Origin of the sequence: Paracoccus lutimaris (assembly GCF_003337565.1) — a bacterium.
Lineage (GTDB): Bacteria > Pseudomonadota > Alphaproteobacteria > Rhodobacterales > Rhodobacteraceae > Paracoccus > Paracoccus lutimaris.
Window position 1 is genome coordinate 19,877 of sequence record NZ_QPJL01000014.1, and the last position, 14,012, is coordinate 33,888.

Consider the following 14,012-nt stretch of genomic DNA (forward strand, 5'->3'; position numbering starts at 1 on the left):
TATAGTCCCCCCCGGAACGATGCAATTCACGGAGGAACGCGCATGTCCATTTCGAAAGGCGACAAGCTGCCGGCGGGCCAGTTGCTGAAACCCGGCGCGAGCGGCCCCGCGCCGCTGGATGCGGCCGATCTGGCGCAGGGTCGCGTGGCGATCTTTGCCGTGCCGGGCGCCTATACGCCGACCTGCTCGAACGCGCATATGCCCAGCTTCGTGAAGAATGCCGACAAGTTCCGCGAACGGGGCGTCTCGCGCGTGGTCTGCATCACCGTGAACGACCCCTTCGTGGCCGGCGCATGGGCCAGCGATACCGGCGCCACGGCGGCGGGGATCGAGGTTCTGGCCGATGCCGATGGCAGCTATACCAAGGCGCTTGGCATGAACATCGTCGGCGAGGGCTGGGTCAATGGCCGCTCGAAACGCTATGCGATGCTGGTCACGGACGGCGTGGTCACCGAGCTTCAGGTCGAGGAATCGCCGGGCGCCTGCTCGATTTCCTCGGGCGATTCGCTGCTGGATCTGATCTGAGGCTTCAGGCTGAAGAGATCGGTGAATTCCTGCGCGGCGGCCACGTCGCCGTGCAGGGCGATCTTGCCCAATGAGGCCAGCGCCCGCGGGCCCGGGCCATAGATCGCGGCGGCCAGCGCATTGCCGCTGCCTTCCAGCAGGAAATCCCCGCGCGGGGCGCGCGCGGCCCTGACCTGCGGCGCGCCAAGGCGCGACAGCGTGACCTCGAACCCCTCATGCCCCGACAGGAAGGCGGCGCGCAGCGGCGATCCGGCCGCGCGGCCCGCATCCACCGTCGCCGAGATCGAGATCATCAGCGCCGCAATACTGATGAATTTCATCGGGTCGTGCCCCGGCATCATCAGCGCCCAGCGGCACAGTTCCGTCAGCACCGGATGCAGGGCGCGGCCCTGATCGGTCAGCGCATAGATCCCCAGCACCGCGTCATGGCTGACCACGCCCACCTGCACCAGTTGCGCCAGCCTTTGCGTCAGCACGCTGGCGGTGATGCCCGGCAGGCCGGCGCGCAGCATCTGGAAGCGCTTGGGCTCAAACATCAGCTCGCGCACCACCAGAAGCGCCCAGCGGTCGCCGATGAGGTTCAGGGCATGGGCGCCCAGACAGCCCTCGTCATAGCGAGGGCGCGAGATGTTGCCGCTATCAGTCATGTTTCAGGATTATCAGTTGCTTTTTAATACTGCAAGTGTCACGCTGAGTCGCGTGGTGCTTTTCGCGTCTTACCAGCGGAGGAAAAGACATGACCTATTATTCCGGCTTTCTCTTGGCGGTTCCGGCCGTGAACAAGCAGGCTTATGCCGACCACGCCACCAAGGCCTGGCCGATGTTTGAAAAACGCGGTGCTCTGCGTATGGTTGAAACGTGGGGTGCCGATGTGCCCCATGGTAAGGTGACCGACTTCTACATGGCGACCAAGGCCAAGGAGGATGAGACCATCGTTTTCTCATGGATCGAATGGCCCGATCGCGCCACCGCCGACGCCGCCTTCGCGACGATGATGGAGGACCCCGACATGCAGAGCATGGGCGAGATGCCCTTTGATGGCATCCGCATGATGTGGGGCGGATTCGAACCGGTCGTGGATGTCAAAGCCCGAACAACAAGAACCTGAATAACAGGAGTGCCTTGATGCCTTTCATCCCCTATCTTTCGTTTCAGGGCCAATGCGCCGAAGCCTTTGCCTTCTATGGCACGGTTTTTGGCGCCACGCCCCTGACCAGCCCCTATACCGAGGCGCCGCCCGATTCCGACCTGCCCGAGCTGCCGCCCGAGCAGAGGAACTGGTTGATGCATGCCCAGCTGGACACGTCGGACGGGATGCTGATGGGGGCCGACATGCCGCCGCAACTTGGCGGCGTGGCGCAGGCCGGGGTCTCGCTGGCGGTGTCGCGGGCGGATGAGGCCACGGCACGGGCGCTGTTCGAGACGCTGGCCCAGGGCGGCGAGGTGATCCTGCCCTATGGCCCGACCTTTTATGCCAAGGGCTTTGGCATGTGCACCGACCGTTTCGGCACCAGCTGGATGGTCAGCCACGGTCTGAAGGACAGCTAGAAAGGACAGAACGATGTATCAGGGCAAGCCCTGCTGGTTCGAACTTGCCACCAATCCCGGCACCCTTCCTGCCGCCGAGGCCTTTTACAGCAAGGTCTTTGGCTGGGACTTCGCCGATGCCGGGATGGAGGGCATGAACTATCATCTGGCGGAATATGGCGACGACATGATCGCCGGCACGATGGAGATGCCGGCGGATGTCGTCGGCATGCCCCCCGCATGGATGATCTATCTGGACGTGGACGATGCCGACGCGGCGGCGGCCCGGATCAGGTCGCTGGGCGGCCGGATCTTTCGTGAACCAGCCGACATTCCAGGCACCGGGCGCTTTGCCATCGCGAGCGATCCGCAGGGCGCGGCCTTTGGCCTGCTGGCGCCGCTGCCGATGGACCCTGAACCTCCGGTCGAATCGGGGGCGTGGAACCAGCGCAAGGAAAGCCACGGCAACTGGATCGAGCTGATGAGCACCGACCCGGATGCCGGCTTTGACTTCTATGCCGCGCTGTTTGGCTGGACGAAATCCATGGCCGTCGAGATGGGCGAGATGGGGACCTATCAGGTCTTTGCCTGGCGGGGCGCCGATATCGGCGGCATGATGGGGCTGGGCAATGCGCCGCAGTCTTGCTGGCTGCCCTATTTCGGCGTGAACGGGGTCAAGGACGCGATCACCCGCATCTCTGATGCCGGTGGCGCGGTGCTGCATGGTCCCGTCGAGGTGCCCGGCCCGGCCTATATCGCCATGGCCCGCGACCCGCAGGGCGCGCATTTCGCCATTGTCGGCCCGCTGGAGCAAGCCGAATGATCCGGCGGCCCTGACGCCGCCCGCATTTCGCAATCGGAGACTGTCATGAGCCTTGTGATCACCACCTATGACTGGGTGCCGGATTTCGCCATTGGCTATGTCCGCGACCTGCGCCCCCGCTGGGCCTGCGAAGAGGCGGGTCTGCATTATGCGATCGACACCACCAGCGTGCGCGAAAAGACCCCCGCCCATTTCGCGCGCCAGCCCTTTGGGCAGGTGCCGATCCTGCGCGACGGCGATCTGTCGGTCTTTGAAAGCGGCGCCATTCTTCTGTATCTGGGCGAACGCTCTGATGCGCTTTTGCCGCGCGAACCTGGCCCCCGCGCGGAAACCCAGCAATGGCTGATCGCCAGCCTGAACACGCTGGAGCCGGTGGTGATGGCGCTGGCGCTGGCGCGGATATTCGACAAGGACGCGCAGGCTGCGGAACGCGCGCTGCCGCGCCTTCAGGAACGGCTGCGCCAGCTTGAGGGGGTGATGGCCGGGCGCGACTTCATCGCCGCTGGCCGCTTTACCATTGCCGATATCATGCTGACAGAGGTGCTGCGGATTGCAGCCAGCCTTGGGGTGCTGGCTGACTATCCGGCGCTGACAGCTTATGTGGCGCGGATGATGGCGCGTCCGGCCTTTCAGCGCGCCCATGCCGCGCAGATCGCGCATTTCGCCAAGGCGGCGTAAGGGGGCATTGGGCGGGGGGACGTTTCCCGCCTCTTGGCCTTTTGCCCGGATTTCGCTATCCCCCTTGCAATTCAAGGGGTGACCGGAATGGCCATGGAAAAGAACTTCGACGCGCAGACCGCCGAGGCGCGGATTGCGGGTGAATGGGCGGCGACCAATGCTTTCGCGGCGGGCGCCAATGCAAAGCCGGGGGCTGACAGCTTTTCGGTGGTGATCCCGCCCCCGAACGTCACCGGCAGCCTGCATATCGGCCACGCGCTGAACAATACGCTGCAGGACATTCTGGTGCGCTGGCACCGGATGCGCGGCTTTGATACGCTGTGGCAGCCCGGTCAGGACCATGCCGGCATCGCGACGCAGATGGTCGTGGAACGCAAGCTTGCCGCCGAGGGCAAGCCGCCACGCCGGGAATGGGACCGCAAGGACTTCACCGATGAGATCTGGCGCTGGAAACAGGAATCCGGCGGCACCATCATCAACCAGTTGAAGCGTCTGGGGGCGTCCTGCGACTGGTCGCGCAACGCCTTCACCATGTCCGGCGCCCCCGGTGCCCCCGCGGGCGAGGAAGGCAATTTCCACGATGCGGTGATCCGGGTCTTTGTCGATCTTTATGACAAGGGCATCATCTATCGCGGCAAGCGGCTGGTGAACTGGGACCCGCATTTTGAAACCGCGATTTCCGATCTTGAGGTCGAGAACCGCGAGGTTCCCGGCCATATGTGGCATTTCAAATACCCGCTGGCCGGCGGCGCGACCTATGAATATGTGGAACGCGACGAGGACGGCAACGTCACCCTGCGCGAAACCCGCGACTATATCAGTATCGCCACCACCCGGCCCGAAACCATGCTGGGCGACGGTGCGGTCGCGGTTCATCCCGATGATGCCCGCTATGCGCCCATCGTCGGCAAGCTGGTCGAAATTCCGGTCGGCCCGAAAGAGCATCGCCGCCTGATCCCGATCATCACCGACGAATATCCCGACCCGGATTTCGGCTCGGGTGCGGTCAAGATCACCGGCGCGCATGACTTCAACGACTATGCCGTTGCGATGCGCGCCGGCATCCCGCTTTACGCGCTGATGGACAGCAAGGGCGCGATGCGCGAGGACGGGCTGTCCTATGAGGAAAGCGCCGAAATCGCCTCTCGCGCCGCGCGCGGCGAGGATGTGGGCGATGTCTCGAACGTCAACCTTGTCCCTGAGGATCTGCGCGGGCTGGACCGTTACGACGCCCGCAAGCTGGTGATCGACCAGATCGGCGCCGAGGGGCTGGCCGTCACCTATCTGCACAAGGAAATCGACCGCGAAACCGGCGCCGAGCATCTGGAGCGCCGCGCGCTGGTCGATGCAAAACCGATCATGCAGCCCTTTGGCGACCGCTCGGGCGTGGTGATCGAGCCGATGCTGACCGATCAATGGTTCGTCGATACCCAGCGCATCGTCGGCCCGGCGCTGGACGCGGTGCGCGACGGCCGCACCCAGATCCTGCCCGAGCAGCATAAAAAGGTCTATTTCAACTGGCTGGAAAATATCGAGCCCTGGACCATCTCGCGCCAGCTTTGGTGGGGGCACCAGATTCCGGTCTGGTACGGGCTTGATCTTGCGCTGGAGGGTCAGGTCGAGGACGACCATGACGGCGCCTTGGATGAGGTGGAAATCTTTGCGCTGCTCGAGGAAGGTCTGGTCCATCGCGACGAGATCCATCATGCCGCGCCCGCATTCGACGGTGTGCTCGAAAAGTTCCGCGACAGCATCGCCGGCCTGCCGCAGCCCCTGGAAATTGCCCGCGTGATCGAGGTTGCCGACCGTGCCACGGCCATTGACGCATTCGCGCAGGGCCTCGCCGAATACAACCTGACGCAGGACCCGACCAAGCTGGTCTATCCGGTCTGGCGCGATCCCGACGTGCTGGATACCTGGTTCAGCTCGGGCCTCTGGCCTATCGGAACGCTGGGCTGGCCCGAGAATACGCCGGAAATGCAGCGGCATTTCCCGACCGATGTGCTGGTCACGGGCTTTGACATCATCTTCTTCTGGGTGGCCCGGATGATGATGATGCAGCTTGAGGTCGTCGGCGATATTCCCTTCCACACCGTCTATGTCCATGGCCTCGTGCGCGACGAAAAGGGCGCGAAGATGTCGAAGTCGAAAGGCAACGTCATCGACCCGCTGACCCTGATCGACGATTTCGGTGCCGATGCGCTGCGCTTCACCCTGACCAGCATGGCCGCCATGGGCCGCGATCCCAAGCTGGGGCCAAAGCATGTCGAGGCGAACCGCAATTTTGTCACCAAGATCTGGAACGCCACCCGCTTCGCCGAAATGAACGGGGTGCGGGGCGGTGTCCTGCGGCCCGCGCCGAAGCACGTCGTCAACCGCTGGATCATTGGCGAGGTCGCCCGCATCCGTCAGGCCACGGATGATGCGCTGGCCAGCTATCGTTTCAACGATGCCGCGACCGGGCTTTACGCCTTTGTCTGGGGCAAGGTCTGCGACTGGTATGTCGAGCTGTCAAAACCGCTGTTTGATGGCGAATATCGGGACGAGACCCGGGCCACGATGGGCTGGGTGCTGGATCAGTGCTACATCATGCTGCATCCGATCATGCCCTTCGTCACCGAAGAGCTTTGGGCACTGACCGGGGACCGGGCCGGGATGCTGGTCCATGGCGACTGGCCCGAATACGGGCCTGAGCTGATCGATGCGGATGCCGACCGGCAGATGAACTGGGTGATCGCGCTGATCGAAGCCATCCGCTCGGCCCGGGCGCAGATCGGCGTTCCTGCCGGTGCGCGTCCGGACCTGATCGTGACCGAGGCGGATGCCGTCGCACGCGCCGCGCTGGCGGGGAATGCCCCGCTGATCGAGCGGCTGGCGCGGGTGAACGCGCCCGTGGACGGGGCGATGGGGCCGGGCATGATCGCGGTCGCAGCGCTTGGCGCGAGCTTTGCCTTGCCGGTTGGTGATGTGATCGACGTGCAGGCGGAAACCGCGCGGCTGGAAAAGGCGGCGGCCAAGACCGAGAAAGATGCCGGCGGGCTGCGCGGGCGTCTGGGCAATCCGAAATTCGTCGAGCATGCCGAGCCGGAAGTCATCGAGGAAACCCGCGAGAAGCTGGCGGCGCTGGAGGATGATCTGGCGCGGATCAGGGCAGCTTTGGCGCAGCTGGCCGCGATGTAGGCGCGGGCCGCGCCGGTGGCGCGGCCGCATGGATATTTGAGTGAAGAAGAAAGTCAGGGCCGCTCGTTCAGGGCGGCCCTGATGCTTTCGGCGATCAGGGCGGGGACCGCATCGGCCAGGCCGACCGGGGGCAGGGTGATGCCCTGAAAGCCGGCATTGGTCAGGGCATTCGGCAGGTCCTCGGTCACGTGATCGGCGTTGGTGGCGAAAAGTGGCAGGCAGATCGTTCTTGCGGGCAGGTCCCGGGCGGCATCGGTGATGAAGGGGGCTTCCTCGATGAAGCCGCAATGGGTTGTGGCGACATGCGGGGCAAGGCGGTCCGCCATGGTGCGGGCGGCGGTCGAGGGCGCGCGCGAGCGGCCCGAGCCATGGGCGGCGATCAGCAGATCCGTGTCCGCAAGTGGCCAGCCCTGTCCGGCGGCGGCATCGGTGATCAGGCGCAGGCACAGGGCCGGCAGGCCGGGATGGCTGCCGAAAGGTTCCAGCACGCGGGCGCCCTCGGCCCCGGCCAGCGCGAGGCGGCGGGGCAGCTCGCTGCGGGTGAACCAGCCCGAGGCCATGAACATCGGATAGATCAGCGTATCGGCCGTCGCGATGTTCAGCGCGCCGGGCATGGCAAGCGTCGCGCCCTGAACCTGCGCTTGCGGCAGGTGGGGGGCAATGCGGGCGGCAAGCGCCTCGACCGCCTGTTGCTGGGGTTCGGGGTCGCCCGGCTGGCCATGGGCGACGATCAGGACCCTAGTCACGGAAGGCGCTGGCGAAGGGCTCGGGGATGGCGAATTCGCCAAGCGCCCGGGCGCGGGCCATGGGCGACATCTTGCGGGCGGTCTTTTCGACGATGCGCAGCATCTCATCGGGGTCGCGGGTCTGCGAGAAGGGGCCCATATACCAGCGGATGAAGGTGAAGCAGGCCACGTCCTCAAGCGCCTGCACATCGCCGTCGCGCTTGATGCCCTGTTTCATCAGCATCTTTTCGGCATGCTGGATGTCCGTGTCGCCATAGCCAGCCGCGCGCATGATTTCGGCTACGCGGGCGGCGTGGCGGCGGCCCTGTTCGGTGCGCCATGCCAGATAGCCGGGGCGGTCCATCGGGAAATCGTGGCGCGGCAGTTTCCAGCGTTCGATATGCTGGCCGCGGCAGGCGATGCGCAGCGGCTCGGACGCGTCGGGGTAAAGCGCAAGCTGTTCCTCGGTCATGCGCTGGCCGTAAAGCAGCTCGACCGGCTGGCCGTCGCTTTGGTTCGGGTCGGCGGAATTGGCCTGATCGATGGCTGCGAAAGCTGTCTGAAGGCGGGTCATGGTCGGTCCTTTTGGTTTCGAAGACATCATGCCGCAGGGGCGCGCGGCGTCAACGCGGATTGCCGCCCCGGATGCCGCGGATTAGGGTCGCGGCCATGGAATGGGCTGAATTTTCAATCGCGCTGGCGGCGTTTCTGGGCTCGCATGTGATCCCGGTCCGGTTCCGCGCGCCGCTGATCGCGCGGCTGGGCAAGCGCGGCTATGTCGCGGCTTACAGCGCGCTGTCGCTGGGGTTGCTTTATTGGCTGATCGCTGCCTCGGGGCGGGCGCCCTATGTCGAGCTGTGGCCGCATGAGGGCTGGATGCGCTGGCTGGTTAATCTGGCCATGCCGCTGGCGGTGCTGGCCCCGGCGGTGGCGGGCATGGCCGGGCTGATGGCGGGATTCGCGCTTTGGGCGGGGGCGCATCTGGTCGCGAATGGCGATCTGGCGCATGGCATCCTGTTCGGGCTTTTGCTGGCCTATGCGCTGTTCGGGCTGGTGATCTCTCTGCGCCGGAGCGTGCGGCTGAATCTGGGCTGGCCGCGCATTCTGGGGGCGGTTCTGGTCTGGGCGGCGCTGTTTCACCTGCATCCGCTGGTGATCGGGGTCAGTCCGCTGCCATGACAGGCGGGCGAAAGCCCTCGGGGATGCGGTCCTGGCCCTCAAGGATCAGGTCGGCCAGCATGGCCGCGATGGCGGGCGCCATGGCCAGCCCGATCTTGAAGCCGCCATTGGCGACGTAATGCCCCGGCCGTCCCGGCCATGGCCCGACGATGGGCGCGCGGGAGCGTGCGCGCGGCCGGATCCCGGCCCAGCGGTCGATCACCGGCGCATCGGCAAGGGCCGGGCATAGCGCGCGGGCCTTGGCGATCAATGCCTCAAGCTGGTCGTCGGTGCCGGTCTCCATCACGTCGCGTTCCGAGGTCGAGCCGATGGCGACTGTTCCGTCGCCATGGGGCACGATATGCAGTCCGTCGGCAAAGACCTGCGGCTGGTCGGGGGCGGCGAATTCCATGAGCGCCGACTGGCCCTTGACCCCGCCGCCGCCAAAGGGCGCAAGGCCCGCGACGCCCGTGGCCCAGATCGCGGGGACGTCGGGGGCCGGGGTGCCCTCGACGATCTCGCCGCCCGAGGCGCGGATCGCGGCGGCCAGCGCGGCCCCGGCCCGGCGCGGGCTGATCCGCGCCGTCAGCCGGTCGATCAGCCACAGCCCCGAGGGCGAGGCGGGCACCAGATCGCCGGGCGGGCTGTCGGTCATCTCCATCCCCGCCCAATCGGGCCAGTTCCTGCGGGCGTCAGCAATCCGCCCGGCCATGCGGGATTCCGTCCCCGGCGGCACGGGCTGGATGCGGCCGGTGCGGGCATAGCCGGGATCGGCGCCGCCTGCCTGCGCCACCTCGGCCCACCAGCTTTCGGCACTGATCAGCGCCTCAAGCTGCACCTGTTTCTTGGCATTCCAGTTTTCGGGCGCATGCGGGGCCAGCGCGCCGACATGGCCGCCGGATGATCCCGCGCCGATCCGCACCGCCTCGTAAAGCCGGACGGGCTGGCCGCGCCGCAGCAGTTCCCATGCGCAAGCCAGCCCAAAGACGCCGCCCCCGGCGATTGTCAGTTTTTCCCTTGCCAAGCCGGTGCCCCTTGCCGCAACTGCCCCCGAAAGCAGGAGTTAGCGCGGATGGATCAGCAGGACCAGAGCGGCGCCGATCTGGACTGGCGCGAGGGGGCGATTCCGGTCTCGCGCCGCTTTGACGACCCCTATTTCAGCCTGAATGGCGGGCTGGATGAGACGCGGCATGTGTTTCTGGCCGGAAATGATCTGCCCGCGCGGCTGTATCCCGGCTTTCACGTCGCCGAGCTGGGTTTCGGTACTGGGCTGAACCTGCTGGCGCTGGCGCAGGTGGCGACCGTGCCGATCCGCTTTACCAGCTTCGAGGCCTATCCGATGTCCCTTGACGAGTTGGCCCGCGCCCATGCCGCCTTTCCCGAACTGGCGGATCTGGCGGCAGGCTTGCGCGCGGGCTGGCCGGCGCGCCGCTTCACCCTTGGCCATGTCAGTGCCGAGGTGATCGAGGCCGATGCCCGCGCGGCCCTGCCGGCATGGCCGGGGCGGGCGGATGCGTGGTTTCTGGACGGGTTCTCGCCTGCCAAGAACCCGGAACTCTGGGGCGAGGGGCTGATGGCCGAGGTCGCTGCCCATACCGCGCCGGGCGGCACGTTCGCGACCTATACGGCGGCGGGCCATGTGCGGCGCGCGCTGGCTGCGGCGGGCTTTGCCGTCACCCGCGCCCCCGGTTTCGCCGGCAAGCGGCACATGAGCCGGGGCCAGCTTTAGCGCCTGACCTGCGGGATGCGGCTGCGGGTATAATCGACGGGCGGATGCGGGGGCCGGCCATGGGTCTGGTCCCAGAACGCCGTCCCGCCCCGGCGCAGGAACAGGGGCACCGCCAGCACGATCCCGGCGATGAAGCCCGCGATATGGGCCATATAGGCCACGCCCCGATCCGCCCCAAGCAGGCTGGAGACGATCTGGATGCCGAACCAGACCGCCAGCAATACCCAGGCCGGAATGGTGAACCGCTTGATGATAATGATGATGATCGCGATCACATCGACGCGGGCGCGCGGGAACAGCAACAGATACCCCCCCATCACCCCGGCAATCGCCCCCGAGGCCCCGACCATGGGGATCGTGCTCATCGGGTCGGTGGCGATCTGCCCTGCCGCCGCCGCCAGCCCGCAGGCCAGATAAAAGACCAGAAAGCCCAGATGGCCCATCTGGTCCTCAAGATTGTCGCCAAAGACCCACAGGAACAGCATGTTGCCGGCGATATGCATCAGCCCCGCATGCAGGAACATATGCGTGACCAGCCCCCACAGCCATTCGCCATGCATGATGGCAACGGGATAGAGCGCCAGCCGGTCCCAAAGCCCGGTCGCACCCCCGGCCCAGGGTGCGGTGATCAGAAACATCGCGATGTTCAGGATGATCAGCGCATAAGTCACATAGGGCGTGCGCTCGGACGGGTTGTGGTCTCGGATCGGGAACATCGGCTTACCTTGAACGGGTCGCCACAAGGTGCCGCAAGCGTCCTGATAGCGCAAGCGGCCCTGTTCGCCGCACCGGCGCCCGTATAGCATCCGCGCCGAATCGTCCATCAGGGGGGCTGACATGACCAATATGACCGACCGCAAGAATGCCGCCATCTCGCGCGGCGTCGGCATGACCACGCAGATCTATGCCGATCGCGCCGAAAACGCCGAGATCTGGGACAAGGAAGGCAACCGCTATATCGACTTTGCCGCTGGCATCGCCGTGGTCAATACCGGCCACCGCCATCCGCGCGTCATTCAGGCGGTCAAGGACCAGCTGGACCGCTTTACCCATACCTGCCATCAGGTCGTGCCCTATGAAAACTATGTCGCGCTGGCCGAGCGCCTGAACGCGGCGCTGCCCGGCGACTTTCCGAAAAAGACTGCCTTCTACACGACCGGCGCCGAGGCGGTGGAAAACGCCATCAAGATCGCGCGCCACTATACCGGCCGCCCGGGCGTCGTCGCATTCGCCGGCGGCTTTCACGGCCGCACCTTCATGGGCATGTCGCTGACCGGCAAGGTCCAGCCCTACAAGGCGGGCTTCGGTCCGATGATGAACGATGTCTGGCACCTGCCTTTCCCCAACGATCTGCACGGCGTCAGCGCCGAGGACGCGCTGGCGGCACTGGACCGGCTCTTCAAGGCCGATATCGACCCGGCCCGCGTCGCCGCGATCATCGTCGAGCCGGTTCAGGGCGAGGGCGGCTTCTACGAGGTGCCGGCGGGCTTCATGCAGCGCCTGCGCGCGGTATGCGACCAGCACAAGATCCTGCTCATCGCCGATGAGGTGCAGACCGGCTTTGCCCGCACCGGCAAGCTGTTCGCGATGGAACATCACGGCGTCGCGGCCGACCTGACCACCATGGCCAAGGGGCTGGGCGGAGGCCTTCCGATCAGCGCCGTCACCGGCCGGGCCGAGGTCATGGACAGCCCCAATCCCGGCGGCCTTGGCGGCACCTATGCCGGCAACCCGCTGGCGGTGGCCGCCGCCCATGCCGTTCTTGACGTGATCGAGGACGAACAGCTTTGCGACCGCGCCACCCGCCTTGGCCAGCGGCTGAAACAGCGCCTTGCCGGTATCGCATCAGAGGTGCCCGAGATCACCGACATCCGTGGCCCCGGCTTCATGAACGCGGTCGAGTTCAACGTCGCCGGCAGCGACAAGCCCAACCCCGAGATGACCAACCGCATCCGCGAAGAGGCGCTCAAGCGCAACCTGATCCTGCTGACCTGCGGCGTCTATGGCAACGTCATCCGCTTCCTCGCGCCGCTGACCATCCAGGACGAGGTCTTCGACGAGGCGCTGGACAAGCTCGAGGATTCGATCCGCGCCGCCCGCGCCTGATCCACAAAGACCAAGGCCCGACCATATGGCCGGGCCTTCGCTTTCTTCTTCATTCAAATATCCATGCGACCGTGCAACCGGCGCAGGACTGGCCGGTTCAGGCCAGCGCCTTCGACCCCATGGCCAGAAACTTCTGCCGCCGGTCCTTGACGATCTCGGCGGGTTTCTTGCCCTCCAGCTCGCGCAGCATGGTCTGGATGGTGTCGCCCACGGCCTTGATCGTCTCGGCCGGTGCCCGCTGCGCGCCGCCCAGCGGCTCGGCGATGATCTGATCGATGATCCCCAGCTTTTTCAGGTCCTGCGCGGTCAGCTTCAGCGCCACGGCGGCCTCGCGCATCTTCTCGGCATCCTTCCACAGGATCGAGGCGCAGCCCTCGGGCGAGATCACCGAATAGATTGAATGTTCCAGCATGGCGATGCGGTTTGCCGTGGCGAACGCGACCGCCCCGCCCGAGCCACCCTCGCCGATGATGACCGAAACCAGCGGCACGCCGATTTCCAGGCATTTCTGGGTCGAGCGGGCGATGGCCTCGGACTGCCCGCGTTCCTCGGCGCCCTTGCCGGGATAGGCGCCGGGCGTGTCGACCAGCGTGATCACCGGCAGGCGGAAGCGGTCGGCCATGTCCATCAGCCGGATCGCCTTGCGATAGCCCTCGGGGCGGGCCATGCCGAAATTGTGGTGGATGCGCGACTTGGTGTCATTGCCCTTTTCATGGCCGATGATCACGCAGGGCTTGTCGCGAAAGCGCGCAAGACCGCCCATGACGGCGTGATCCTCGCCAAAGGCGCGGTCCCCGGCCAGGGGCATGTATTCGGTGAACAGCTCGTCGATATAGTCGCGGCAATGCGGCCGTTCGGGGTGGCGGGCGACCTGCGTCTTGCGCCAGGGATCCAGCTGCTTGTAGAGGTCGCGCAGCATGTCATCGGCTTTTTTGTCAAGCGCGGCGGCCTCTTTCTCCAGATCGACGCCTTCGCCCTTGCGGGCCATCACGCGCAGCTCCTCGGCCTTGCCCTCGATATCGGCAAGCGGCTTTTCGAACTCCAGGTAGGTCATGCAGGGCTCCGCTCTGTCATCGGTCTGGTCCGGGTCTATATGATGCCCGCAGGCCGGGAATGCAACGCCGCGTTACCAGCGCGTCAGCGCATCCTCGTCCCCGGATCTGGCCTCGACCCAGTTTCCGGGGCCATCGGGGCCGATTTCCCGCTTCCAGAAGGGGGCGCGGGATTTCAGCCAGTCCATGAGATATTCCGCCGCCTGAAAGGCCGCGACGCGATGCCGCGCCGCCGTGGCGACCATCATGATCTGCTCGCCGACCTCAAGCCGGCCGTAACGATGGATGATGCGCCAGTCCGAAAGCCCGAAGCGCGCGGCGGCGGCCTCGCCATAGGCGGTCAGCGCACGCTCGGTCATGCCGGGGTAATGTTCGATTTCCAGCGCGACCAGCCGGCCGTCCTCGTCCCGCACAAGGCCGGAAAACGTCACCACCGCGCCGGCGCCGGCACCAAAGCCGGCCAGTTCGGCGCCGATGTCGAAGGGCGCGCGCTGGACGCGGGCGGACAT

General features: G+C 66.0%; 16 protein-coding genes. 9 read left to right on the forward strand and 7 right to left on the reverse strand.

Annotation, left to right across the window (positions count from 1 at the left end; all coding sequences use genetic code 11):
- Positions 1–42: 42 nt before the first annotated feature.
- On the forward strand, positions 43–525 hold the full coding sequence (locus DFP89_RS13045; RefSeq protein ID WP_114349834.1) for a peroxiredoxin: 483 nt from the start codon (positions 43–45) through the stop codon (positions 523–525).
- On the opposite strand, the gene DFP89_RS13050 is transcribed toward DFP89_RS13045, so the two are convergent.
- Positions 459–1,172 carry a winged helix-turn-helix transcriptional regulator gene (locus DFP89_RS13050; protein WP_114349835.1) on the reverse strand — a complete coding sequence of 238 codons (714 nt, stop codon included), beginning with the start codon at positions 1,170–1,172 and terminating at the stop codon, positions 459–461. The genes DFP89_RS13045 and DFP89_RS13050 overlap by 67 nt on opposite strands.
- 89 nt (positions 1,173–1,261) lie before the next feature.
- Here DFP89_RS13050 and DFP89_RS13055 point away from each other — a divergent pair, with 89 nt between their 5' ends.
- From DFP89_RS13055 to DFP89_RS13075, 5 genes are all read left to right on the forward strand, one after another.
- Positions 1,262–1,633, forward strand: a complete 372-nt coding sequence (locus tag DFP89_RS13055) for a DUF1428 domain-containing protein (protein ID WP_114349836.1) — start codon at positions 1,262–1,264, stop codon at positions 1,631–1,633.
- Between the two features lie 17 nt (positions 1,634–1,650).
- Positions 1,651–2,073: a VOC family protein gene (locus DFP89_RS13060; protein ID WP_114349837.1), complete on the forward strand. Its 423-nt coding sequence runs from the start codon at positions 1,651–1,653 to the stop codon at positions 2,071–2,073.
- Between the two features lie 13 nt (positions 2,074–2,086).
- Positions 2,087–2,875, forward strand: coding sequence for a VOC family protein (locus DFP89_RS13065; RefSeq protein ID WP_114349838.1), 789 nt, complete (start codon positions 2,087–2,089; stop codon positions 2,873–2,875).
- A 45-nt stretch (positions 2,876–2,920) separates the two neighbouring features.
- Positions 2,921–3,553, forward strand: a complete 633-nt coding sequence (locus DFP89_RS13070) for a glutathione S-transferase family protein (RefSeq protein WP_114349839.1) — start codon at positions 2,921–2,923, stop codon at positions 3,551–3,553.
- Positions 3,554–3,640: 87 nt separating this feature from the next.
- Positions 3,641–6,733, forward strand: a complete 3,093-nt coding sequence (locus tag DFP89_RS13075) for a valine--tRNA ligase (protein WP_114349840.1) — start codon at positions 3,641–3,643, stop codon at positions 6,731–6,733.
- A gap of 53 nt (positions 6,734–6,786) precedes the next feature.
- On the opposite strand, the gene DFP89_RS13080 is transcribed toward DFP89_RS13075, so the two are convergent.
- Together DFP89_RS13080 and DFP89_RS13085 are read right to left on the reverse strand one after the other, a co-directional pair.
- Positions 6,787–7,479, reverse strand: coding sequence for a CbiX/SirB N-terminal domain-containing protein (locus DFP89_RS13080; protein ID WP_114349841.1), 693 nt, complete (start codon positions 7,477–7,479; stop codon positions 6,787–6,789).
- The gene (locus tag DFP89_RS13085; RefSeq protein ID WP_114349842.1) at positions 7,472–8,032 is read right to left on the reverse strand and encodes a DUF4202 domain-containing protein; all 561 of its coding nucleotides are present in this window, start codon (positions 8,030–8,032) and stop codon (positions 7,472–7,474) included. Before DFP89_RS13085 ends, DFP89_RS13080 begins: the two co-directional genes overlap by 8 nt.
- A 95-nt stretch (positions 8,033–8,127) precedes the next feature.
- Here DFP89_RS13085 and DFP89_RS13090 point away from each other — a divergent pair, with 95 nt between their 5' ends.
- The gene (locus DFP89_RS13090) at positions 8,128–8,637 is read left to right on the forward strand and encodes an NnrU family protein (RefSeq protein WP_114349843.1); all 510 of its coding nucleotides are present in this window, start codon (positions 8,128–8,130) and stop codon (positions 8,635–8,637) included.
- Here the strand turns inward: DFP89_RS13090 and DFP89_RS13095 are convergent.
- Positions 8,621–9,640 carry an NAD(P)/FAD-dependent oxidoreductase gene (locus tag DFP89_RS13095; protein WP_114349844.1) on the reverse strand — a complete coding sequence of 340 codons (1,020 nt, stop codon included), beginning with the start codon at positions 9,638–9,640 and terminating at the stop codon, positions 8,621–8,623. The genes DFP89_RS13090 and DFP89_RS13095 overlap by 17 nt on opposite strands.
- Positions 9,641–9,688: 48 nt before the next feature.
- On the opposite strand from DFP89_RS13095, the gene mnmC2 reads away from it, so the two are divergent.
- Entirely contained in the window at positions 9,689–10,345 is a 657-nt protein-coding gene (mnmC2, locus tag DFP89_RS13100; RefSeq protein ID WP_114349845.1) for a tRNA (5-methylaminomethyl-2-thiouridine)(34)-methyltransferase MnmC2, read from the forward strand.
- On the opposite strand, the gene DFP89_RS13105 is transcribed toward mnmC2, so the two are convergent.
- Entirely contained in the window at positions 10,342–11,061 is a 720-nt protein-coding gene (locus DFP89_RS13105; RefSeq protein ID WP_114349846.1) for a rhomboid family intramembrane serine protease, read from the reverse strand. The two genes, mnmC2 and DFP89_RS13105, sit on opposite strands and share 4 nt — an antisense overlap.
- Positions 11,062–11,182: 121 nt before the next feature.
- On the opposite strand from DFP89_RS13105, the gene DFP89_RS13110 reads away from it, so the two are divergent.
- The gene (locus tag DFP89_RS13110; protein ID WP_114349847.1) at positions 11,183–12,451 is read left to right on the forward strand and encodes a 4-aminobutyrate--2-oxoglutarate transaminase; all 1,269 of its coding nucleotides are present in this window, start codon (positions 11,183–11,185) and stop codon (positions 12,449–12,451) included.
- A 97-nt stretch (positions 12,452–12,548) separates the two neighbouring features.
- On the opposite strand, the gene DFP89_RS13115 is transcribed toward DFP89_RS13110, so the two are convergent.
- Positions 12,549–13,505, reverse strand: coding sequence for an acetyl-CoA carboxylase carboxyltransferase subunit alpha (locus DFP89_RS13115; RefSeq protein WP_114349848.1), 957 nt, complete (start codon positions 13,503–13,505; stop codon positions 12,549–12,551).
- Positions 13,506–13,577: 72 nt separating this feature from the next.
- Positions 13,578–14,012 (reverse strand): molybdenum cofactor biosynthesis protein MoaE, encoded by a 435-nt coding sequence (locus DFP89_RS13120; RefSeq protein ID WP_114349849.1) that lies wholly within the window; start codon positions 14,010–14,012, stop codon positions 13,578–13,580.